General features: G+C 72.0%; 20 protein-coding genes. 16 read left to right on the plus strand and 4 right to left on the minus strand.

The window, feature by feature from the left end; translation table 11 throughout:
• Positions 1 to 16 precede the first annotated feature (16 nt).
• A complete protein-coding gene (locus ACWC5C_RS32445; RefSeq protein ID WP_385440132.1) occupies positions 17 to 694 on the plus strand; it encodes a response regulator transcription factor in 678 nt (225 codons plus the stop codon).
• Positions 691 to 2055 (plus strand): sensor histidine kinase, encoded by a 1365-nt coding sequence (locus tag ACWC5C_RS32450; protein WP_450881301.1) that lies wholly within the window; start codon positions 691 to 693, stop codon positions 2053 to 2055. The genes ACWC5C_RS32445 and ACWC5C_RS32450 overlap by 4 nt, the downstream gene beginning before the upstream one ends.
• Positions 2056 to 2643: 588 nt before the next feature.
• Here ACWC5C_RS32450 and ACWC5C_RS32455 read toward each other — a convergent pair.
• The 3 genes from ACWC5C_RS32455 to ACWC5C_RS32465 are packed head-to-tail and all read right to left on the minus strand — an operon-like array spanning position 2644 to position 5670.
• The gene (locus ACWC5C_RS32455) at positions 2644 to 3546 is read right to left on the minus strand and encodes a LysR family transcriptional regulator (RefSeq protein WP_450881303.1); all 903 of its coding nucleotides are present in this window, start codon (positions 3544 to 3546) and stop codon (positions 2644 to 2646) included.
• Complete coding sequence (locus tag ACWC5C_RS32460) at positions 3506 to 5050, minus strand: MFS transporter (protein ID WP_450881305.1); 1545 nt, start codon at positions 5048 to 5050, stop codon at positions 3506 to 3508. Before ACWC5C_RS32460 ends, ACWC5C_RS32455 begins: the two co-directional genes overlap by 41 nt.
• Positions 5047 to 5670, minus strand: a complete 624-nt coding sequence (locus ACWC5C_RS32465; RefSeq protein WP_450881307.1) for a flavodoxin family protein — start codon at positions 5668 to 5670, stop codon at positions 5047 to 5049. Before ACWC5C_RS32465 ends, ACWC5C_RS32460 begins: the two co-directional genes overlap by 4 nt.
• A gap of 237 nt (positions 5671 to 5907) precedes the next feature.
• Between ACWC5C_RS32465 and ACWC5C_RS32470 the strand changes: the two genes are divergently transcribed.
• The 9 genes from ACWC5C_RS32470 (at position 5908) to ACWC5C_RS32510 (ending at position 14669) form a co-directional block, all read left to right on the plus strand.
• Positions 5908 to 6714: a 2-amino-3,7-dideoxy-D-threo-hept-6-ulosonate synthase gene (locus ACWC5C_RS32470; protein WP_450881309.1), complete on the plus strand. Its 807-nt coding sequence runs from the start codon at positions 5908 to 5910 to the stop codon at positions 6712 to 6714.
• On the plus strand, positions 6711 to 7751 hold the full coding sequence (locus tag ACWC5C_RS32475) for a 3-dehydroquinate synthase II (RefSeq protein ID WP_450881311.1): 1041 nt from the start codon (positions 6711 to 6713) through the stop codon (positions 7749 to 7751). Before ACWC5C_RS32470 ends, ACWC5C_RS32475 begins: the two co-directional genes overlap by 4 nt.
• Positions 7751 to 9145: a class I adenylate-forming enzyme family protein gene (locus ACWC5C_RS32480; protein ID WP_450881313.1), complete on the plus strand. Its 1395-nt coding sequence runs from the start codon at positions 7751 to 7753 to the stop codon at positions 9143 to 9145. The genes ACWC5C_RS32475 and ACWC5C_RS32480 overlap by 1 nt, the downstream gene beginning before the upstream one ends.
• Positions 9146 to 9176: 31 nt before the next feature.
• Positions 9177 to 9449 carry an acyl carrier protein gene (locus ACWC5C_RS32485; protein WP_450881315.1) on the plus strand — a complete coding sequence of 91 codons (273 nt, stop codon included), beginning with the start codon at positions 9177 to 9179 and terminating at the stop codon, positions 9447 to 9449.
• Positions 9446 to 9685 carry a phosphopantetheine-binding protein gene (locus ACWC5C_RS32490; RefSeq protein ID WP_385440116.1) on the plus strand — a complete coding sequence of 80 codons (240 nt, stop codon included), beginning with the start codon at positions 9446 to 9448 and terminating at the stop codon, positions 9683 to 9685. Before ACWC5C_RS32485 ends, ACWC5C_RS32490 begins: the two co-directional genes overlap by 4 nt.
• A 1195-nt stretch (positions 9686 to 10880) precedes the next feature.
• On the plus strand, positions 10881 to 11918 hold the full coding sequence (locus tag ACWC5C_RS32495) for a beta-ketoacyl-[acyl-carrier-protein] synthase family protein (RefSeq protein WP_450881317.1): 1038 nt from the start codon (positions 10881 to 10883) through the stop codon (positions 11916 to 11918).
• Positions 11915 to 12499: a beta-ketoacyl synthase chain length factor gene (locus ACWC5C_RS32500; RefSeq protein WP_450881319.1), complete on the plus strand. Its 585-nt coding sequence runs from the start codon at positions 11915 to 11917 to the stop codon at positions 12497 to 12499. The genes ACWC5C_RS32495 and ACWC5C_RS32500 overlap by 4 nt, the downstream gene beginning before the upstream one ends.
• Complete coding sequence (locus tag ACWC5C_RS32505) at positions 12496 to 14184, plus strand: class I adenylate-forming enzyme family protein (RefSeq protein WP_450881321.1); 1689 nt, start codon at positions 12496 to 12498, stop codon at positions 14182 to 14184. The genes ACWC5C_RS32500 and ACWC5C_RS32505 overlap by 4 nt, the downstream gene beginning before the upstream one ends.
• Positions 14181 to 14669, plus strand: a complete 489-nt coding sequence (locus ACWC5C_RS32510) for a hypothetical protein (RefSeq protein ID WP_385440107.1) — start codon at positions 14181 to 14183, stop codon at positions 14667 to 14669. The genes ACWC5C_RS32505 and ACWC5C_RS32510 overlap by 4 nt, the downstream gene beginning before the upstream one ends.
• Positions 14670 to 14714: 45 nt before the next feature.
• On the opposite strand, the gene ACWC5C_RS32515 is transcribed toward ACWC5C_RS32510, so the two are convergent.
• The gene (locus tag ACWC5C_RS32515) at positions 14715 to 15938 is read right to left on the minus strand and encodes an ROK family protein (RefSeq protein WP_450881323.1); all 1224 of its coding nucleotides are present in this window, start codon (positions 15936 to 15938) and stop codon (positions 14715 to 14717) included.
• Positions 15939 to 16111: 173 nt separating this feature from the next.
• Between ACWC5C_RS32515 and ACWC5C_RS32520 the strand changes: the two genes are divergently transcribed.
• From ACWC5C_RS32520 to ACWC5C_RS32540, 5 genes are all read left to right on the plus strand, one after another.
• Complete coding sequence (locus ACWC5C_RS32520) at positions 16112 to 17212, plus strand: Gfo/Idh/MocA family protein (protein WP_450881325.1); 1101 nt, start codon at positions 16112 to 16114, stop codon at positions 17210 to 17212.
• Positions 17213 to 17274: 62 nt separating this feature from the next.
• Entirely contained in the window at positions 17275 to 18846 is a 1572-nt protein-coding gene (locus ACWC5C_RS32525; protein WP_450881327.1) for an ABC transporter substrate-binding protein, read from the plus strand.
• Positions 18847 to 18854: 8 nt separating this feature from the next.
• Positions 18855 to 19808 carry an ABC transporter permease gene (locus ACWC5C_RS32530; protein ID WP_450881329.1) on the plus strand — a complete coding sequence of 318 codons (954 nt, stop codon included), beginning with the start codon at positions 18855 to 18857 and terminating at the stop codon, positions 19806 to 19808.
• The gene (locus ACWC5C_RS32535) at positions 19805 to 20689 is read left to right on the plus strand and encodes an ABC transporter permease (RefSeq protein ID WP_450881331.1); all 885 of its coding nucleotides are present in this window, start codon (positions 19805 to 19807) and stop codon (positions 20687 to 20689) included. Before ACWC5C_RS32530 ends, ACWC5C_RS32535 begins: the two co-directional genes overlap by 4 nt.
• Positions 20690 to 20709: 20 nt before the next feature.
• The gene (locus tag ACWC5C_RS32540) at positions 20710 to 22785 is read left to right on the plus strand and encodes a dipeptide ABC transporter ATP-binding protein (protein ID WP_450881333.1); all 2076 of its coding nucleotides are present in this window, start codon (positions 20710 to 20712) and stop codon (positions 22783 to 22785) included.
• Positions 22786 to 22789 lie beyond the last annotated feature (4 nt).

Here is a 22789-nt window from a genome sequence, read left to right on the forward strand (position 1 = left end):
AGCCGATACACAACGGTTGACTGCGGATCAGACACGGCTGTTACTGGTCGAGGACGACCGGGAGACCGCAGACATGCTGGCCGATTTATTCGTCTCAGAGGGCTATGCCGTCGATGTGGCATTCGACGGCCACCGGGGGCTCCATCTCGGTCTCGGCCGACGTCATCAGGTGATGGTCATCGATCGCATGCTGCCCGGCATCGACGGCCTGGACCTGGTGAAACGATTACGGAGGGTCGGTGTCACCACCCGGGTCCTGGTGCTGACCGCGCTGGGCGAACTGGGCGATCGGGTCACCGGCCTCGACTCCGGCGCTGACGACTACCTCGTCAAGCCCTTCGAAGTGGACGAACTGCTGGCCCGGGTGCGGGCGCTGCACCGGCGCGACCGCGCGGACGCCGAAGTCCTGCCGCTCGGCGACGGGGACGGCGGGCAGCTGGACCTGCGGCGCCACGAGGTCCAGCTCGCCGACGGCAGCCGGGTCGAGCTGTCCCTGCGCGAGTTCGGCCTGCTGCACGCGCTCGCGGACGACCCCAAGTGGGTGCACGACCGCTCGCTCCTGCGCGAGCGCGTGTTCCCCGACACCTCGGCGGAGTCCATCGTCGACACGTACGTGTACTACCTGCGGCGGAAGCTGGGCCGCGAAGTCGTCCGTACCGTGCGGGGGCGCGGCTATCAGTTGGGCACGCTGTGATCTCCCTTCCGCTCCGCCTTCCGACCCGCCGTAGGGCCCGCCGTACGGCTCGGAGCCCCGAGCAGCGGCGGCTCGCCGCCGCCCAGTGGTCCATCACGCTGCGCATCTCGCTCGTGATGTCGGTGATCATGCTGCTGGTCGTGGCCATCGTCTACTCCGTCGTGCTGTTCGCCCAGCGCGCCGACGCGGAGCGCGAGACGCGGTGGGGCGTCCAGCACAACACCGTCGACAGCCCGCCGGTCTGCATGTGGATCACCGTGGAGCGGGACGGCGTGCTCCGCAGCACCCGCGGCATCCCGGACGGCCTGCCCGTGAAGTCCACCCTGGCGGCGGTCCGCGCGGGCGCGCCCCCGGTGCTGGAACGGGTGGAGCGCGGCGGCGAGCAGTTCACGGTACGCACCGGGCGGCGCGGCGACGAGGTCGTCCAGGCCGCGTACGGCGAACGGTTCCAGCGCGTCGACCGCCAGCATCTGCTGCTCGCCTTCGCGACGGCCGAGTCGATCGGGCTGCTGCTCGTCGCCGCCGCGAGCGGCATGCTCGCGCGGCGCGCGATGACGCCGCTGTCCGAGGCGCTGGACCGGCAGCGGCGGTTCGTCGCGGACGCCAGCCACGAACTGCGCACCCCGCTCACCCAGTTGCACACCCGCGCCCAGCTGCTGGCCCGGCGCTCCGGCACGGAACGCCCACAGCAGCTGACCGCCGACCTCCAGCGCTTGGTGACCGGCACCCGCCAGCTCGGCGACATCATCGACGACCTGCTGCTGTCCGCGCGGCTGTCCCAGTCGCCGGGTTCCTGCGATCCGGTCGACGTCGCCGCGCTCGCCGAGGAGGCGGTGGCCGCCGAGGACGCCCGCGCCCAGTCGCTGGGACTGGACGTACGGCTGCGGCACGGGCCGGGACGGCACGTGGTCATGGGCACCGCCCCGGCCCTGCGCCGGGTGATCGCCGCGCTGGTCGACAACGCGATGGGACACACCCCGGCGGGCGGCGAGGTCGTGGTGTCCGTGGACGCCCCGCGTACGGGGGTGGTGTCGCTGTCCGTACGCGACACGGGGACGGGGTTCGCGCCCGAGGAGGCCGACCGCCTCTTCGAACGGTTCGCCCGGGGGACATCGGGGCGGGGCAGACGGTTCGGGCTCGGCCTGGCGCTGGCCCGGGAGGTGGTCGAAAGCCACCGGGGCCGGATCACCGCCGGGGGACGCCCGGGCCACGGCGCGCTGTTCACGGTCGAACTCCCAGCGGCACGACCGGCGGCCGAGGCGGCCGAGGCGGGCGAGGCGGGCGAGGCGATCCCGCGCCAACGGTCGATCGCGGCGTGCCTGTCCGCAGTGCCCCGCCAGCCGAACGGCCCCGGCCGCTGACCCACGGCCGAGCGGGCCGCCGGGCACCTGGCCCAGCTCACGGCCGGACGCACCGGCACGGTACGGGGCTGCACACGCCGCACCGCACACGAGCCCAGCGCGGGCGCGCCACCACCGGACCCGCAACCCGGTACGCCCGGTCCCCGCCGAACGCCCCGCCGGGCACACCAACGCGTACCCGCCGAGCGCACCAGCCCGGTACGGCTGCACGCGGCCGCACCGCACACGAGCGCAGTGCGGGCGCGCCGCACCCGGCGGCGAACCGAGGCCGGTGGCCCGGCAACCCGAACGGGCCGGGGAGCTGAACCACGACCGGGCGCACCGCCGAATCCCCCTACCGGATGGGCAGCCCAGTGCGCCGCACGCGTGCGCGGTTCGGCTGCGCCGCACGCGGGCGCAGCGCGGGCCAGGCCGCGCCCGACAGCGCCGCGCCCGCAGGCGCGAACCGCCCCCGCCGAGGCACGTGCCGCCCCGGCGCAGGCGCACGCCGGAGCGGCGCGTGCGGCGGGGTCTTGGGGCGGAGCCCCAAGTTCCGGGAAGGGGCGGGGCGGGGGAAAGCCCCTCGCCCACCGCAGGCGCGCCCGCCGCTCACGGCACTCGGGGGCGGCGGCCGTCCAGGGCGGTGCTGTCCATGTCCTCCGCCAGCGCGGCCAGGGGCGAGTCTGGGGGCCATACCAGTCGGGTTCGGCGCCATAGGCGGCCGTTGGTCAGGCGTTTCAGGGTGATGCCCGGACAGCGGTCGGCCGGGGTTGCGAAGACGCCGACCGCGTTTCCGGCGCTGACGATGGCCGCCGCGGTGGTCTGGTCGGCGCCGAAGTACCGGAATCGCGGGGTGAACCCGGCGCGCTCGCAGGCGATCCGCAGGCTCAGGCCAAGGCCGTCGGAGCGGTCGCCGGGGGCGACCCAGATCTCGTCGGCCAGCTCTTCGAGGGTGATCGTCTGCCGGTGGGCCAGCCGGTGGCCCGGGGCCAGTCCGATCAGCACCGGTTCGGTGCCGAGGTCGCGCACGGCGAACTCGCGGACCGCGGGCGGCCCGACGTCCGGAAACTCGCTGACGACCGCGAGCGCGATCTTCTCGGTGCGCAGCAGCTCCAGCACGGCCTGGGAGGAGGGTTCCAGATAGGTCAGCTGCTCATGGTGCGGCAGCCGTTCCCGGATGAGGGCGGCGATCAGCGGCACCCACGGGTTGTCCACGCCGCCCAGCGCGACGGCCTGCGGCGGTTCGGCGGGCTGGGCGAGCGTACGGGCCGTGGCGAGCAGATCGCCGAACGCGTCCAGCAACTCCCGTGCCCGGCCCACCACATGCACGCCCAGCTCGGTCGGTACGACACCTTGCGGGCGGCGGCGGAACAGCGGGCCGCCCAATTCCCCCTCGATGCGCCGGAGTTGCGTAGAGAGGCCGGATTGCGCGATGTTCAGCGTGGCGGCCGCGCGGCTGATACTGCCGGATTCAGCCACGGTGAGCACGATCCGCAGGTGGCGCAGACCCATATCCACTTCCTGCCTCCGTCGGTGATGGTCGTGGCCGGAAAGAGACGATGACGAGGACGGCACCGGCCACGGACAGCAGTGCCGTCCAGGTGGCGGTCACATACAGGGCGTGCAGATAGGCCCGGTCGGCGGCGGCGAGGAGATCGGACCGGCCCAGCGACGCGGCCACCGCCCGGGTGGCCTCCGCCGAGTCCAGCGCCCGGTCCCGGGCCCCGGGGCCCAGCCCGTCGAGCGCGGGCCGGACCTCCCCCCGGTAGGAAGTGGCGAGCACCGAGCCGAGGACCGCGACCCCGAGGGTGCTGCCCACGGGCCGGGTGGCGGCGCTGATGGCCGCGCCCGCGCCGGTGTACCGCGCGGGCAGGACGGCCATCATCTCCGCCGTCATCGGCGCCACCACCAGCCCGATACCCACGCCCTGCGCGCACAGCACCACGGCGATGGCGCCCACCGGGGTGTCCGCGTCGAAGAACACGTACGCGCCGAACGTGGCGCCCGCGAGGAGGACTCCGGCCACCGCACACCAGCGGACGGTCAGCCGCCGGGCCAGCGCCGGGGAGACCTGGTTGCCGAGGACGATGCCACCCGCGGCGGACGCCATGACCAGCCCGGCGGCCAGCGCCGACAGGCCGTGCACCCCCTGCAGATAGAAGGCGCAGTAGAAGAGCTGCCCGGCCAGTCCGAAGAAGAGCAGCAACAAGGTCACGCTGCCGCCCGCGAAACGCGGTTCGGTGAACAGGCGCACGTCGAACCCCGGAGTCTCCCGGCGGCTCTGCGTCGTCACGAACACCACCAGCAGGGCGAGCCCGGCCACCAGCGGCAGCAGCGCACCCGGGGCCGTCCAGCCGGACGGGCGGCCGCCCTGGATGACGCCGTACACCACCAGGCCAAGGCCCAGGACGGACAGCAGCAGCGCCACCGGGTCGAGCACCCGGCGCTCGGCGTAGCGCAGCTCGGGCACCAGGAGTGCCACCCCGGCCAGGCATACGGCCACCACCGGCAGGTTGACGAGGAACACCGACCCCCACCAGAACCGGGTCAGCAGCGCACCGCCCGCCACCGGCCCGAGCGCCACGGCCGCGCCGCCCGCGGAGGCCCACACCGCGATGGCCCGGGTGCGGTGGGCGGGCGCGGTGCCACGGGTGACGAGCGCCAGCGTGGCCGGGGTGATGAGCGCCCCGCCCGCGCCCATGAGCCCACGGGCGACGATGAGTTCGGTGGCGCCGGGCGAGAACGCGGCCAGCGTGGAGGCCACGGCCAGGAGCAGCAGCCCGGCGGTCAGGGTGCGGCGCGGCCCGTAGCGGTCGGCGAGGGCGCCACCGGCGAAGCAGCCCGCGGCGAAGACCAGCGAGTACGAGGCGTTGGCCCACGCCAGCTCGGCGGAGTCGGCGCCGAGGCCGCGTACCGGGTCGGCGAGGGTTTCCATCGCCACGTTGAGGACCGTGTTGTCCAGCAGGACCAGGGTCTGCGCCAGGACCGCCACGGCCACGGTCCACCACTGCTTCACCGCGCCAGCGCTCGTCTGCCCGCGACGACGGTCCGGGTGACCTCCGCGACCCGCGCGCCGAGGTGTTCGGCGGTGGCGAGGTCGGAGGGGTGCGCCGTGCCCGACCGGTCGTCCACCGGGGACTGCGCGCCCGCGCCCTGGTAGAACCCGAGCCGGTTGAGGTCGGACTCGCTGCCGGAGGAGCGGTTCCAGCCGGACGCCAGGCCGAGGCTGACCCAGAGCATGCCGTGCTGTGCGGCAAGGGTGGCGAAGTAGCCGAGGGTGCCCGCCTTGTCCCCGGCCATGGAGCCGGAGTTGGTGAATCCCGCCGCCACTTTGTCCTGCCAGCGGCGGGTGAGCCAGCGCCGGGCGCTCGCCTCGGCGAAGGTGTGGAAGGCGGCCGAGGCCGTGCCCATGTACGTGGGCGCGCCGAAGACGATGGCGTGGGCGTCGTCGAGCAGGCGCCAGTCCTCGTCGGTGACGCGGTCGACCCGGACGAGGGTGACCTTGGCGTCCGGGGCCCGGCTCGCTCCGGCTCGTACGGCGTCCCCCAGCGCGGCGGTGTGTCCGCGTCCGCCGTGGCAGGCGATGGCGATGTGTACGGGGCCGGTGATGTGTACCGGGTCGGTCAGGGCGGTCAATCCGGCCTCCTCGAAAACGCTGAAAACGCTGTTCCGGGTCCGGTTCTGGCGCAGAGCCGTCGGCCAGCCTGCCACAGGAGTCTCAGAGGTTTCTCAGAGCCGCATAACCGTGGAGTGATGGCGATTCGATATCGGCTCGCCTTCGCACAGCCGTGCCATTCTGACCCGGCAGTCCCCCAGGACTCCCGAACCACCCCCGAAGCACCGTCCACCCGTTGGAAGAGGTGTGCCCGGCACATGACCGATGTGGGTAAACAATTCCGGATGCGGAGACTCTCCGCCGTGGGCGACGGGCGATATCTCTTCGTCCCGCTCGACCACAGCGTGTCCGACGGGCCGGTGGTGCCCCAGGCCCGCTGGAACGGGCTGCTCGGCGCGCTGGTGGACGGCGGCGCGGACGCGGTCGTCGTCCACAAGGGCCGGGCGCGCGCGATCGCCCCGGACATCCTGCGCCACTGCGCCCTCGTGGTGCACTTGAGCGCCGGAACCGTGTACGCGGCCGACGCCGACGCCAAGGTACTCGTCGGCGACGTGGAAGAGGCCGTACGCCTCGGCGCCGACGCGGTGAGCGTGCATGTGAACCTCGGCTCGGACACCGAACACCGCCAGCTCGCCGACCTCGGAACCGTCGCGGCCTCGTGCGACACCTGGAACATGCCACTGCTCGCGATGATCTATCCGAGGGGCCCGCGGATCGCCGATCCGCACGATCCTGCGCTGCTCGCCCACGCCGTGAACATCGCCGCGGATCTCGGCGCCGACCTGGTGAAGACGACGGTCGCGCTGCCGCTGGACCGGATGGCCGAGGTGGTGGACAGCAGCCCGCTGCCGGTCCTCGCCGCGGGCGGGCCGCCCGACGGTACGGATCTGGTCCGCCACGGAACCTCGTTGATGCACGCCGGTTGCCGGGGCCTCGCGGTCGGCCGCCGGATCTTCTCGTCACCCTCCCCCGCCGCCCTGGTGAGACGGCTCGCCGCCGTCGTCCACTCCGGGGACACCGGAACGGCCCACCACCCCTCGACGATTGCGACAGGTGCAGTATGAAGTTCGCCTGGATCGACCTCAGAAGCGTGCCCCAGAACCAGCTGGAGTCCGTCGTGGACGCCGCCATCCACACCCGGATGCGGGGCGTGGTCTGCGACGACGAAGCCGTCCTCAAGGCGCTGCCCCCGACCATCACGGCCGTCCCCACCACCCCGGTGTCCGACGAGAAGGAGCTGTACGCCCTCGACGCCGACACCGCGGGCTGGGTCGACGTCCACGACGAGCCGTCGCTGCGGCTGGCGTGCACCGCCGCCGTCACCCTGCCCCTCACCGTGGTCCGATTCGCCGACCCGACCAAGATCCCACTGGAGATCGTGCTCGCCGCCGCGGACCGCTCCGAGGGCAAGCTGATCACCGTCTGCGCGGACCTGGAGGAGGCCGCCACCGTCCTCGACGTGCTCGAACGCGGCTCGGACGGCATCCTGTTGGCCCCCGAGACCGCGGGCGACGTGTTCGCGCTGGCCCGGCTGCTGGAGGCCGGTACGGCACCGCTCAACCTCACCACGCTCACCGTCGACGGCATCGAACACCACGGTCTCGGCGACCGCGTGTGCGTGGACACCTGCAGCCACTTCGCCGAGGACGAGGGCATCCTCGTCGGCTCGTACTCGACCGGCTTCATCCTGTGCTGCAGCGAGACCCATCCGCTGCCGTACATGCCGACCCGCCCCTTCCGGGTCAACGCGGGCGCCCTGCACTCCTACGTCCTCGGCCCGGACAACCGCACCAACTACCTGAGCGAGCTGCGCTCCGGCGGCACCACGCTCGCCGTCAACGCCGAGGGCCGGACCCGCCCGGTCACGATCGGCCGCGCCAAGCTGGAGTCGCGGCCACTGCTGACCATCACCGCGCGCTCCGCCGACGGCACCGTGGTGAGCCTGACCGTGCAGGACGACTGGCACGTACGGGTGCTCGGGCCCGGCGCGAAGGTCCACAACGTCACCGAGCTGCGGCCCGGCGACGAACTGCTCGGCTATCTGGCCACGGACCAGCGCCATGTGGGCTTCCCCATCGGCGAGTTCTGCCAGGAACAATGATGAGCGGCGAACCCGGCGGCATGCGGGCGCTGGTGGACACCCTCTTCGACGCCCACCCCGGCGAGCTGCCCTGCCTCGTCCACGGCGACCACCCGGTGAGCCGCGCCGAGGTACGCACCACCGCGGCCAGGGAGGCGGACGTCTTCGCCGAGTACGGCATCGGCGAGGGCACCACGGTGATGCTCCGGATACCGCCGAGCTTCACCCAGATCGAAGTGCTGCTCGCGCTGTGGCGGCTGGGCGCCCAGGTGATGCTGATCGACCACCGGCTCAAGCAGTCCGAAGTGGACGCGCTGCGGGCGCTGTGCCATCCGCAGTTCCTGGTCGGCGCGGGTGCGGTCGGGCGCTCGCCACTGCGCTTCGAGCCCCGCTACGAGGTGGTCACCTCCCGCTTCCCGGACGGCCGCACCGCGGCGACCGGCCACCGGCTGGTGCAGTTCAGCTCGGGCTCCACCGGGCTGCCCAAGGTGATCGGCCGGACCCCCGCCTCCATGGCGGCCGAGATCGAACGCTTCACCCGGATCGAGGGCATGCCGACCTTCGGCGAGCGGGTGCTGCTGCTCAGCTCGACCGCGCACAGCTTCGGGCTGATCGCCGGGGTGCTGCACTCGCTCACGGCGGGCGTGGCGGCCGTGTTCGCGCGCCGGGTGTCGGCGAAGGACATCCTGGCCGCCGCCGGGCGCCACGATGTGCACGTCATCTTCGGCACCCCCTTCCACTACGAACTCCTCGGCACCGCAAGGGAGTTGCCCCCGCTCCCCGCCCTCCGCGCGGCGACGTCCGGCGGCGAGATCATGCCCCCGGAAACGGCCGCGCGGTTCGCCGAACGGTTCGGCATCGGGGTCGGCGAATCGTACGGAACGACGGAGACGGGCGTCATCGCGATGGACATCAGCGGCGCCGCGCGGCCCTCCGTCGGCCGGGCGGCCCCCGGTGTGCGGTTACGGATCCACGAGGGCGAGCTGGACGTCTGGCTGCCGGACGGCTCACCGTATCTGCACGACTCCGGCGGCGGCCGGTACACCGACGGCTGGCTGCACACCCGCGACCGCGCCGAGCTGGACCCCGGCGGTGGCCTGCGGCTGCTGGGCCGTGGCGACTCGCTCGTGGTCATCGGCGGCCTCAAGGTCGATCTGACCGAGGTGGAGGACGTGTTGCGCCGCCACCCCGGGGTCAGCGGGGCCGTGGTCGTCCACGCCGGTGCCACCGAGGCGTACGTGTCCACCGAGCCGGACGGCCCCTCGGCCGGGGAGCTGCTGCGCTGGTGCCGGGACCGGCTGGCCGACTACAAGGTGCCGCGCGTCGTCCAGCTCCTCCCGGACCTGCCCCGCACTTCCAACGGCAAGCTCGTCCGCCACCGCGAGGCGCTGCTGGCCCGCTCCCCCGGCCACTGACCTCTCCTCCCATCGAAGGGTTTCGCACACCATGCAGACGGCATTGGAGAAGGAAATCCGCCAGTTCGTGCTCAGCACGATCAGCGAGGACATGAACCACCCGCTCGACACGGACGAGGTCACCGACACCAGCCCCCTGGGCACCGGTGGCATCGACATCGACTCGCTGAGCCTGATCGAGCTGGTCCTGCGCATCGAGCGCCGCTTCGGCGTGAAGTTCCCGGACACCGATATCGAACCGGTCGGCGCGATGAACCTGGGCGACCTGATCGACGACGTCATCAAGCGGGGCGCCACGGCATGATGATCACCACCGACGTGGTGCGGGAGCTGCTGTCCGACCCCAAGATCTTCGCCGAGCTACCGGCGGAACTGGACGACGACGCCGATCTCGCGCTGGACTCGCTGGGCCTGGTGTGGTTCCTGCACCAACTGGAGCTGCGCTGCGGCCTGGAGATCGAACCCGCCGAAGCGTTCCTCGCCGAGTTCACCTCGGTCCGCCGGATCACGGACTACCTGGTGGACGTCCATGGGTCATGAGGTCCTGCTGACCGGCTACGGAGTACGGACGGCCTTCGGCGCCGGGCCGGACGCGCTGCGGGCGGGCGTGTTCGACGGAAGCCCCCCGTTCGCCCCGATCACCCGCTTCGACCCCGCCCCCTACCGCACGGACGTGGCCGCCACGAGCGCCGGATCCGCCTCCCTCCACGAGGCCCTGGCCGAGGTGGCCGACGCGGCAGCCGCGATGGCCGCCCTGCGCCCCGGAACGGAGGCCACCGTCCTGGTGGGCACAGCAGGCGACTTCACCGCCCTGACCCACTTCTGGCGCGCGGCGGCCTCGGGCGATGGCGCGGGATCGCTTGGCGCGCGCGGCGGCGCGGCGTCTGCCGCCACCCGGCGCGGCACGCCGCCACCTGACGCGCGCGGCGACGGGGCGTCTCCCGGCAGCACGGCGTCCCCCGGCAGGCCTGGCGGCACGGCGCCTCCCGGCAGCGCAGGGTCCCCCGGCAGGCCTGGTGGAACGCGGTTCCCCGGCTCACCTGGTGGCGCAGCATCACCCGACTCGCCGGGCATCCCGGCGCCTCCCGGCGGCGCGGGGCTCCCCGGCCTCGCCGGTGGCCCGGCGTCCCGTGGCGCGTGTGGCGGCGCACCGTCTCCCGACACCCGGGGCGGTGCGGCATCCCCGGGCACACCCGGCGGCGCGATGCCACCCGGTGGCGCCGCGCCCCCCGGCTCCCCCGGGGGCTCGGGATCCGCTGGTTTGCCCGGCTTCGCCGCGTCACCAGGCTCGCCCGGCGGCGCGACGTCTGCTGCCACTTTCCCCGACGGCACGGCGCCCCCGGGCCTCCGCCGCGGCACGGCGTCCGCCAACTCCCCCGGTGAAACGGGGTCCCCCGGCTCCCCCGGCCACGCGGGGGCCGCTGACTTCCCCGGCGGCGCGTCACCCGGCTTGCCCGGCGGCACCACATCCCCCGGCTCGCCCGGCGGCGCGACGCCTGCTACCACTTTCCCCGACGGCACGGTGCCTCCAGGCGTCCCACCCAGCGAGGGTGCCGCCGACCTCCCCAGCCGATCGGAGTCCCACGGCTCCCCCGGCGACGCCGCATCACCCGGCTCACCCGGCGGTACGGGGCCTCACCACTCCCCCGGAGGCGCAGCGTCTCCTGGGTTCCCCGGGGGCTCGGGGCCCGCTGGCTTGCCCGGGGGCGCGGGGCCCTCCAACATCCCCGGCCGCATGGCGCGCCATGGCGTCCCACCCGGCGCGGGGCCCGCCGACCCCGGCGGAACGGGGTTCCCCGGCTCGTCCGGCGGTGGCGCGTCGCCCGGTGCGCCCGGTGGTGGCGCGTACCCCGGCGGCGCGGAGGCCCCCGGCCTCATCCACAGCGCGCCGTCCCTCGACCTCCTCGGCAGGGGTGCCACGCAGAGGCGTCCCATCGGCGGCGCCGGGGCCGAGGCAGGCGCCGTCGAGACCGTGCCCGCGTGGCAGGCCGGGGCGCTTGCCGATGTGCTCGGGGTGCGCGGGCCCCGGCTCGCGTTCACCAACGCGTGCGTCGCCTCCGCTACCGCCGTCGCGTACGGATGCCAGCTCATCGCCTCCGGGCGGGCCGACATCGTCATCTGCGCGGGGGCCTATCTGGTGGAGGAGGAGAACCTGGCCAAGTTCGGGTCGGGGTTCGCGCTCTCGCGGGACGGGATGGTGCGGCCGTTCTGTGCCGACCGCAGTGGGCTGCTGCTCGGCGACGGGGCCGCCGCCGTCGTGCTCGAATCGGCCGCGTCCGCCCGGCGCCGAGGGGCGCGTGTGCTCGGCGCGGTGACCGGTTGGGGCGCCGCCTCCGACGCTCACCACATCGCACGCCCGCACCCCGAAGGCATCGGGCTGGTCACCGCCGCCCGCCGCGCCCTCAAACGGGCGGGCGGACCCCGCGTCGACTACGTCAACGCACACGGCACCGCGACCAAGACCAACGACCCCGCCGAGACGCGCGGACTGCACACGCTCTTCGGCGCGAACGCGCCCCACATACCCGTGAGTTCGACGAAGAGCACGACCGGACACCTCCTGGAGGCCGCCGGAGTGGTGGAACTCGTCATCACCCTGCTCGCGCTGCGAGACGGCGTTCTGCCGCCCACCGCCGGGTTCACCGAACCCGACCCGGCCTGCGATCTCGACTACGTACCGAACCGTCCCCGCAAGGCCGACATCCGGCGGGCGCTCTCCCTCAACGCGGCGTTCGGTGGCGCCAACACCGCGCTGCTCCTGGAGCGGGCATGATCGCCGCAGTATCCGGACCGGCGGCCGCACCGCCCGTGGCCGGGTTCGTGGAGTCGGCCTTCAGCCCGCTCGTGTACCAGGCCGTCGAGCGCGCACTCACCGCCCACCCCGGCGACGGCTCGCGGACCGCGATGGTCCTGGCCAGCACGATGGGCGACGCCACCACCCTCGACCTCGGCAGCCGTCTGCTCGTCGCCGGGCAGGTGCACAACCCGCTGCTGTTCATGCAGAGCACCGCCAACGCGATCCTCGGCCAGCTCAGCCGCGAGTTCGCCATCACCGGCCCACTGCTGTGCCTGTCCGCCGCCACCGACCTGGCCGGGGAACTGCTGAACACCTCCGAACTCCTCCTGGAAGACGAGGAGTTGAACCGCGTCGTCCTCGTCGGCGTCGAGCTGGCCACTACGGAGCGCACCACGGCCGCGTACCACGAGCTGAACACCGACCCGCCCGCCACCGATCTGGCCGTGGCGATCGTGCTCGACCGAGGCGACACCCCGCTCTCCCACGAACCCGCCGAGTACGGCACCCTCCGCGGCCTGGCCGAGCTGGCCGCCCAAATCCAAGGGACCCACCCATGATCACCAAGGAAGAACGCGCGCTGATCAGCCAGGACGCCGCCTTGGGTGCCGGAAACGTGATCCACCGGCTGAAGGCGTACGGCAGATCCCCCGACGATCAGGTGCTGTGGACCGACGCCACCTGGCAGGCCCCGGACGGCGGCCACCCCGAGGTGCTGACCCTGGGCGAACTGCACGAGACCGTCGAAACCTACGCCAGCTGGTACCACGCACACGGCGTGCGCCCTCGCGACCCGGTGGCGATCCAGACGTACTCCAGCACCGAGTTCGCCATCAACTTCCTCGCGCTCACCTCCCTCGGCGCGATCCCGTCCTTCGTCAACGGCAACCTCCGCCCCGAGATCGCCCGCGAGTACGTACGCCGCCAGGGCGCGGTGGGCGCGATCACCGACCGGGCCCACCGCCCCGTCCTGGCCCCCCACCAGGACGAACTGGGCCTCGCCTTCTGCGCCACCGCCGCCGACATCGACACGAAGACCCGCCACCCCCTCCCCGCCTCGTACCCGTACGCCCACCACCCCACCGATCCGATCGTCATCTCCCACTCCTCGGGCACCACCGGCATGCCCAAGGCCGTCCCGCACACCCACCAGACCCTGCTGTACGCGCAACTGCACCGGCTGAAGCTGTCCGTCGGCTCCGCGATGGGCAGACTGCTCGTCGCGATGCCCGGCTCGCACAACGCCTCCATCTCGGTCATGATGTTCGGCTTCCTGCTGCGCTCACCCGTCCTCCTGCTCTCCAGCCAGCGCGGCACCGACGTCCTGGACGCGATGGAATCGTTCCGCCCGACCACCGTGTTCGCGTTCGCCGGGACGTACGGCGAGATGGCGGCCCAGGACCTCGCCGCCCGCGAGCTGTCCAGCGTCGAGGCCTGGTACAACACCGGCGACGCGGCACACGAGGCACACATCAGGGCGCTCATCGCGCAGGGCAGCCACGACACGGTCGGCCCGGACCTGGGGCGCTGCCGGGTCCCCGGATCCGTCTTCACCGACGGCCTCGGCTCCTCCGAGACCGGCTACTCGCTCTTCCACAACGGCCACAAGCCAGGCAGGTCGTCGTTCTCCCGCTGCGTCGGCAAACCGATGAGCTTCGCCGAGGCCGCCGTCCTCTCCGAGGACGGCACGCCCCTGCCACCCGGCGAAGTGGGCCGTCTCGGCGTGCGCTCCCCCACCCTCACCCCCGGCTACTGGAACGACTCGCTGACCTTCCACCGGCTGCGGCTCGGCGGCTACTGGCTCACCGGCGATCTCTCCTACCGCGACGAGGAGGGAAACTTCTACCACCTCGACCGCGCCCCCGACGCCATCCGCACCGCCGCGGGCCTCGTGTTCAGCACCCGCACCGAGGAGTTGCTGCTGCGCGAGCTGCCCGAACTCGACGACTGCACGGTGGTGGCCGTCGCCCCCGAGGGCGTACGCGCCGACTGGGACGGCGACGGAACGGCCGACGCGTACGTCCTCCTCCAAGTACGCCCGGACGCGGCGGACACGGACGACGACTGGACGGACCGGGTCAACCAGGTCCTCACCACCGAGGGCTTCCCGCCCCTCACCGGCGCGCTCCGCATGGACGCGAACGACGTGGTGAAGGGAGCCACCGGCAAGGTGCTCAAACGCGAGATGCGCGAACGCTTCCGGGCCCGCATGGCAGGCGGCGAGCTGGACGGGACGGCCCGATGACCACCCCGAGCCCCAGGCCCATGGACGTCTACCGCCAGTGGTGGCTGCACGACGCCCGCTGGTATCAGGGCGTGGCGAAGCGGTTCGGCCACGCGGTGGCCAACGAGATCAACGCGGAGGCGCTGCGCTACGTGGCCGTCCAGGTGGGCAAGCGCATCACCCGCCAGCACGGCGGAAAACCCGCCGCCGACCTCGAAGAACTCCGTTGCCGGTACGACGCGTGCGCCGAGTGGATGTTCCCGAGCGAACTGCGCGACGGCGGTACGGCCGTACTCCCGGACGGCGACATCGAGCTGACCATGCGGCAGAACTTCGCCGTGGCGATGGTGCGGATGGCCGGTTCGCTGGAGGGCTACGACTGCCCGTGTACGGACATCCACGCGGGCTGGTCGGAGGGGCTCGGCGTCGAACTCACCCGCAACTGCGCCACCGCGTGTCTGCGCGACGGCGACGAGGCGTGCCGGTTGCTGATGCGCGTCGGCTGACACCACGTCAGGTGGCTGGGCCCAAGGCTCAGCCACCCCGGCCTCCTACGGGCTGCCGACCATCATCCGGGCGATGCCCTGCGGGCTGAACACCTCCCGGATGGCGAGGACGATCCCGCCATGGATCCCGGCGCTCTCGCCGAGCCGGGGCGTGGCGATGGTGATCTTGCTGGTGGCCAGGGCCAGCGCGCGCCGGTAGACCACGGCGCGGACCCCGGACAGGAGGTCGTCGCGGAGTTCGCTCAGCGGGCCGCCGACGACCAGCGTGCGCGGGTTGTACATGGCGACCAGCATGGCCGCGATCTCGCCGACATCGGTACCGGCCTGGCGCAGGGCCCGCACGGTGTTCGGTTCGTTGTCGGCGACGCGTCCCGCCAGCACGCGCACGCCGTGCAGCGGATCCTCGTCCGTCGACTCGGGGATGCCGAGGCTGCGCAGGACGGCCGGGCGGGAGGCCAGTGCGCTGAGGCAGCCGACGTTGCCGCAGGAGCACAGGGCGTCGCCGCCACCGGTGGCCCGGATGTGGCCGATGTCCCCGGCGGCGCCGTCCGCCCCCCGGTAGAGCTGGCCTCCCGCGGTGACGATCCCGGCCCCCACCCCCGCCGAGATCTTGATGCACAGCAGCGGAGTCTCGGCCTGCTCCTGGGACGCCTCGCCGAGGGCCATGAGATTGGCGTCGTTGTCCACCAGGGCGGGGCAGTGGAAGCGCTTCCTCAGCTCGTCGGCCACCGGATATCCGGCCCACCCGGGCATCCCGGTCGGCCGCGCCGTATAGCCGCGCTGGAAGTCCACGGGCGCGGGCAGGCCCATCACCACCTGGCGCACCCGGCCGACGTCGTGCCCGCACTGCGCCAACAGGCCGCGAAGCCGCTCGGTCACCGTGTCCAGCACGATTTCCGGTCCGGCCGCGATCCGGACGTCCACGGTCTCCCGGGCGAGCACCCGCCCCCTGAGATCGGCGATCGCGACCTGTGAGGCCAGCGTGTCGACGTCCGCCACGGCGACGGTCCCCGCCTGCGGGCTGAGCGTCAGCACCCTGGGCGGCCGTCCCCGCACCGATTCGTTCGACTCGGTCTCTTGGAGAATGCCGCGTCCGACGAGGTGGTCGACCTGCTTGCCCACGGTCGTCCGGACCAGACCGCTGCGCCGCGCGATCTCCGCACGGCTGGTCGCCTCGCCCGACACCACGAGATCCAGCACCCTGCGCAGCCCGACCGGAACGGAGGGCAGAAGGACCGGATCGGACTCGTAGCCATCGCCTTTATGCACGCCGTGACAGTAAATGCCGCGCGATCAACCCGACAAGCAGCCCATCTTTAGTCCACACAAAAAATTAAAAGTGGCGTCTTGTTCCCGCGACGCGCACTAAACGATGGTGATGCCCACACAAAAACTTCCGGCCACGCATGGCCGGTTCGTTCTCCCCGAGAGGACCCCACCGCATGGGCATATCGCATCGCATCGGCATTCTCGGCAGCGGCAACATCTTCGGCCGGTACGTCACCGGACTGGCCCGCTACCCGGAGCTGGAAATCGTGCGGGTGGGCGACATCGACCCGGACCGGGCCAAGCAGGCCGCCGCCGAGCACTCCATTCCGGCCTGGGGCGACGACGCGGAGCTGTACGCCGACGAGTCGGTGGACATCATCGTGAACCTCACCCCGCCCGTGCACCACGCGCGCACGATCATCACCGCGCTGGAGGCCGGAAAACACGTCTACGTCGAAAAGCCCCTGGCCACGACGGTCGAGGAGGGCCGGGCCGTACTCGAAGCGGCCGCTCGCACAAAGCGGATCCTCGGCTCGGCGCCGGACACGTTCCTCGGCAGCGCGAGCCAGACGGCACGCAAGGCCATCGACGACGGGCTCATCGGCACACCGATCGGCGCCTCGGCCTTCATCGGCCACAGCAAGGCGGAGACGTGGCATCCGGACCCCCGCTTCCTCTTCCAGCAGGGCGGCGGCCCGGTGATGGACATGGGGCCGTACTACATCGCCATCCTGGTCAACTGCCTGGGCCCGATCCAGTCCATCGCCGCGGCGAGCCGGATCGGCGCACCGCACCGGGCGGTGACCTCGCCCGGCCGGGCCGTCGACTCCATCGAGGTCACGGTCCCCACGCACACCGCGGCGGTGCTGACGTTCGCCTCGGGAGTCCTCGGGACGGCGCAGATGAGCTTCGACGTGTGGGACTCGGAGCTACCCTTCATGGAGATCTACGGCACCGAGGGCACGCTGTCCCTGGGCAACCCGAACCACTTCGACGGCGAGGTGCGGCTGCGGCGGCACGGCGACGCCGAGTGGACGGCGCTGGAGCCGGTGGTCGGGCTGTTCGGCGCCGTCGGCACCAAGGAGCAGGCCCGGCGCGGCCTCGGCGTCCGTGACCTCGCGGACGCGATCGAGGGCGGCCCGCACCGCGCGACCGCCTCGTTCGCCTTCCATGTCCTCGAAGCGCTGTGCGCCGTCGAGGAAGCCTCCCAGCAGACCCGCGCCGTCCGCCTGAGCAGCACGTGCGAACGGCCGCAGCCCCGCTACCCCGCTTGAGCTTCGCTCGCGCGGAGCGGCGAACCTCTCTCCCTCCCCGGACACCTCAAGGAGCACAACCGATGTCGCTGAGAACGTCGGCCTGGCAAAGCCGACTCATCGCAGGCGCCGCCGTGGGCGCGGCGCTCCTCACCTCCGCATGCAGCGCCGCGACCCACCCCACCGGCGGGAAGTCCGCGACCACAGGACCGGTACGCGACGGCGGCACCCTCACCGTCGCGCAGGTGAACGACGCCGACCCCGGTTCGTTCCTCAAGACCTCGGTCGGCAACATCCTGTCCGAGTACACGGTGCTGGAGACGCTGACCCTGATGGACGCCAAGACGGGCAAGCCCAAGGGCGTCCTCGCGAAGTCGTGGAAGCTCGCGCCCGACGCGAAGAGCATCGACATCACGCTCCGGGACGATGTGACGTTCCACAGCGGCCGCAAGCTGACGGCGCGCGATGTCATCTTCACCCTGAAGAAGGTGCGGGACCCGGCGACGGGCGCGGCGGGCCAGGCCATCGCCGAGCAGATCACGTCGATGAAGGCCGAGGGCGACCACGAGCTGAAGCTCACCTTCAGCAAGCCGACGCCGAATGTCTTCGACCTGTTCGAGACGGCGCCGATCCTCAACCCCGCCACCTACGACGACTACGCGGCGGGCAAGGTCGTCGACGGCACCGGCCGTTTCGTCTGGAAGTCGTGGACGCCCGGCGGCCGCATCGCGCTCACCAAGTACGCGAAGTACCGCGACGCCGAGAACACCCACCTCGACAAGATCAACATCGAGGTCATCAACGACCCGACCGCCATCGTCTCGGCGATCCGCAGCGGTCGCGCCCAGTACGGCGTCGGAGTGGCCGCCCTCGACGCCCGCAGCCTGAGCAAGCAGCCGGGCTACGCCCTGCTGTCGTCGGGCGGTTCGGCGATCCCGTTCGCCATGGACGTGACGAAGCCGCCGTTCGACAAGAAGGAGGTGCGGCAGGCGGTCCAGTACGCGATCGACCGCGGCCGCATCGTCCAGCAGGTCGAGGGCGGTCACGCGGACGCGACGAGCCTGCCGTGGAAGAAGACCGCCGTGGGCTACGACGCCGCTCAGGCGAAGCACTACAGCTACCAGCCCGCGAAGGCCAAGAAGCTGCTCGCCAAGGCGGGGGTGAAGGGCGCCACGTTCAAGGTCGTCACCCTCAACACCCCAGAGGCCACCGGCATCTTCCAGATCGTCAAGAACAACCTTGCCGCCGTCGGGCTGAACGCCAAGCCCGAGGTGCTGAGCGCCACCGAGTACGACGGGCGGATCGCCAAGCGGGACATGGGTGCGCCCGCGGTCCAGATGATGAACAGCAACGCCCTGCTGCCCGCGAGCGCGGTCGCCAGCAGGCCCGAGTTCGTACCCGGAGACAACCTCCTGCACGTCAAGAGCCCCGTGTACACGAAGCTCGTCCAGGACGTCACCGGCGCGACCACACCCGCCGCGCAGAAGAAGGCGCTGCACGCGTACAACGCCTACTTCCTCGATCAGGCGTTCTCCGTTCCGCTGATCACCCGCCCGACCCTCACGGTCCGGTCGACGTCGGTCGGCGGCATAGCGCCCACCCAGACAGGCTTCCTGAACCTCGGCCAGGCGTGGCTGTCCGAGCCGAAGGGGTAGCGGCGGCAATGATCCGGTTCCTGGCGCGCAAGGCGCCATCCGTCCTCTTCGTCCTCCTCGCCAGCTCGGTCGTCGCCTTCGCCCTGCCGCGGCTCGCCCCCGGAGACGTCGCGGTCAGCCTCGCCGGTACGGATCCGAGCGCCGCCAACGTCGCCGCCATCCGCAAGGAGCTGGGTCTGGACCGGTCCCCCGTCGTGCAGTACTGGGACTGGATCTCCGGGCTGTTCCACGGCGACCTGGGCCAGTCGTACCGCCTCCACCGCAGCGTCGCGAGCCTCATCGGCGACCGCCTGGAGAGCACCGTGGAGCTGGCCGTGTTCGCCACGCTGCTCGTCGTCGTCCTCGGCACCGCGCTCGGGGTGCTCGCCGGTTCCACCAGGCGCCGGTGGACCCGGGCCACCCTCGACCTGGGCAACAGCCTCCTGGTCGCCGTACCGGCGTTCCTCATCGCCCTGGCGCTGATCCTGGTCTTCGGTGTGTACCACCGCTGGCTGCCGGTCAGCGGCGAGGTGAGCATGATGGAGAATCCCGCGATCGGGATCCAGTATCTGACCCTTCCCGCCGTCGCGCTGGCGCTCTCGCCCTCGGGCATCGTGGCCCGCCTGCTCCAGACGGAGATGGCCAAGGTCCGCAACGAGGACTACGTCGACCTGGCCCTCGCCAAGGGGGCCTCGTCCCGGCGGATCACACTGCGCCACGTACTGCGCAACAGCTTCGGCACCGCGGTCGTCGCGATCGGGCTGGAGATCGGCACCCTGCTCGCCGGTGCCGTGATCATGGAGTCCATCTTCAACCGCAACGGTCTCGGCCAGCTCGCCGTCACCAGCGTGCAGTCACGCGACTTCACCGTCCTTCAAGTGCTCATCCTCGGTGTGGTGTTCGTGGCGGTGATCTGCCAGCTCATCACCGAGATGGTCCTCGCGACACTCGACCCGCGGATCAGGTTGGGAGCCCCGTCATGACAGACGTTCCCCTGTCGGCGCCCGGCGCGGCGGCGCCCACGGCGACACGCCGCAGGCTCAACCCGACGCTCGCGCGCTACCTGTCCGCGTTCCGCACCCCGAGGGGCATCATCGGGCTGTCGATCCTCGCCATCATGGTGCTCGCCGCCCTGCTCGCCCCCGTCCTCTTCCCCGGCGGCTACGACCAGCAGGGGGCGAACGCCCTGGCCGGGCCCTCGGGCGCGCACATCTTCGGGGTGGACGAGTTCGGCCGCGACATCTTCATCCGCAGCGTCTACGGACTCCGCGTCGACCTCACCCTCATCCTCACCGCCGTACCGCTCAGCATGGCGCTCGGCACCCTGATCGGCCTCTCCGGCGCGATCTCCGAATGGCTCGGCGCCGGGCTGCAGCGAGTGCTCGACGTCATCATCGGCTTCCCCGGCCTGATCCTCGGCGTCTGCCTGGTGGCCATCCTCGGCCCCGGGTGGTTCCCGCTGTTCCTCACCATCCTCATCGGCGGCTTGCCGACGGCCGGGCGCCAGGCCCGCAGCGCCTGGCTCACCCAGCAGAGCAGGGAGTACGTCCTGGCCGCCCGGGTGCTCGGCGTCCCGCGCCGGAAGCTGCTCGTCCGGCACGTCCTGCCGAACGCGATGGACTCCATCGTCGTCAACGGCGCCGTCTGGATGGTCGTCGGCGTCTACATCGAGGCGGGCCTGTCCATCGTCGGCCTCGGTGTGCAGCCGCCGACGCCGTCGATCGGCGTACTGCTCAACAACGGACTCCGGTTCGTCACCCAGGCCCCCACGTACATCATCGGCCCCGGAGTGGTGCTTCTGCTGCTCTCGGTGGGCTTCAGCCTGATCTCGGACGCGCTCAACGAGGCGGTGAACCGTCGGTGACCACGACGACCAGTTCTACGATGGCCGAACCTCCAGCGCCGGTGGCGGGCAAGGGCGCGCCGCTGCTGCGCGTCGAGGGCCTGCGTACGGAATTCAAGTTGAGGACCGGCGACGTCAGGGCCGTCAACGACGTCAGCTTCGACATCTACCCGGGCGATGTCCTCGGCATCGTCGGCGAATCCGGCTCCGGCAAGTCCGTCACCGCGCGCTCCATCATGCGGATGGTGCGGCCACCGGGCGACATCGTCGCCGGATCGGTGCGGTTCGAGGACGAAGACCTGCTCGCCCTGCCGGAACGCGAGATGCGGCGGCGGCGCGGAGCCAAGGTGGCGATGGTCTTCCAGGACCCGCAGGCCGCGCTCAACCCCGTCCTCAAGGTCGGCGATCAGATCGTCGAGGCCATGACGGTCCACGGTGTCGACAAGAAGACCGCGCGCAAGCGGGCGGTCGAGCTGCTGGAACAGGTCGGCATCCCCGACGTCCCGACGAAGATCGACCACTATCCGCATCAGTTCTCCGGCGGGATGCGCCAGCGCGTCGTCATCGCGATCGCCCTTGCGAACGATCCCGCGCTGCTCATCGCCGACGAGCCGACGACGGCCCTCGACGTCACCATCCAGGCCCAGATCCTGCGGCTGCTGGCCAGGCTGCGCACCGAACTCGGCATCGCCATCGCCATCATCACCCACGACATGGGCGTGGTCGCCGAGCTGTGCACGGACGTGGTGGTGATGTACGGCGGGCGGACGGTCGAGAAGGGAACCGTCGAGCAGGTCTTCCGGCACCCACGCCACCCCTACACGGCGGCGCTGCTCGAAGCCATGCCCCGCCTGGACGACGACCGCGTCGGCCAGCCGCTGCCCGCGATCCCCGGCAGCCCGCCCGACCCCGCGTCGCCCCCGGACGGCTGCGCGTTCGCGCCACGCTGCCGGTACGCGGAGGACGTGTGCGAGCACGAAACGCCCGCGCTGCTGCGGATCGGGGGCCCGGCGGGGCAGACGGCGGCGTGCTTCGTCGCCCAGCGCGGTGTGAGCCTCTCCGTTGGTGATGTTCCCGCGCCGCCGCGCGCCGAGGCCGTGCCCGCTCCTCCCGCTCTCGCCCCCGTGCTGGAGATACGCGACCTCAGGGTCGACGTCGGATCGCGCGGGCGCGGGCTGTTCCGCCGGGAACCTCCGGTGTACGCCGTCGACTCGGTGAGCCTGGCCGTCCACCCCGGCCGCACCCTCGGGCTCGTGGGCGAGAGCGGCTGCGGCAAGTCGACACTGTCGCGCGGCATCGTCGGCATCAACCCGATCGCGGGCGGCTCGGTTCATGTCGACGGGACCGACGTGAGCGCGATGCGCGAGGAAGACCTCAAACGGGTCCGTGGGTCCGTGCAATATCTGTTCCAGGACCCCTACGCGTCGCTGAACCCACGGCGCACGATCGGACAGTCCCTCGCCGAAGCGCTCGCGTTCCGGGGCATCGGCGGACGCGCGCTGGAAGCGGCGGCGCAGTCGCTGATGACGCAGGTCGGGCTGCGCCCGGAACACCTCGACCGCTACCCGCACGCGTTCTCGGGCGGCCAGCGCCAGCGCATCGGCATCGCCCGCGCCCTGGCCCGCCAGCCGCAGACGCTGATCCTGGACGAGCCGGTGTCCGCGCTGGACATGTCCATCCAGGCGCAGATCATCAACCTGCTGGAGAAACTGCAGAACGAACTCGGCCTGGCCTACCTGTTCATCGCCCACGACCTGTCGGTGGTGCGCCACCTCAGCGACACGGTCGCCGTGATGTACCTCGGCAGAATCGTCGAGCACGGCGACGTCGCCGAGGTGTACGGCAACCCGCAGCATCCGTACACCGCCTCGCTGCTCTCGTCGTCGCCGGTCCCCAGCGTCTCGGCGCGTACGCGGGAACGCATCGTCCTGCGCGGCGACCTCCCGAGCCCGGCCAACCCGCCCTCGGGCTGCCGGTTCCGCACCCGGTGCCCCATCGGCCCGCTGACCCACCCGGAGCGGACGATCTGCGCGGAGACCGCCCCGGAACTCACCCTCACCCCGGCGGGCCAGCGTGCCGCCTGCCACTTCGCGGGCGAACTCGCCCCTCTACGTTGAAAGG

This window comes from Streptomyces sp. NPDC001700, assembly GCF_053596435.1.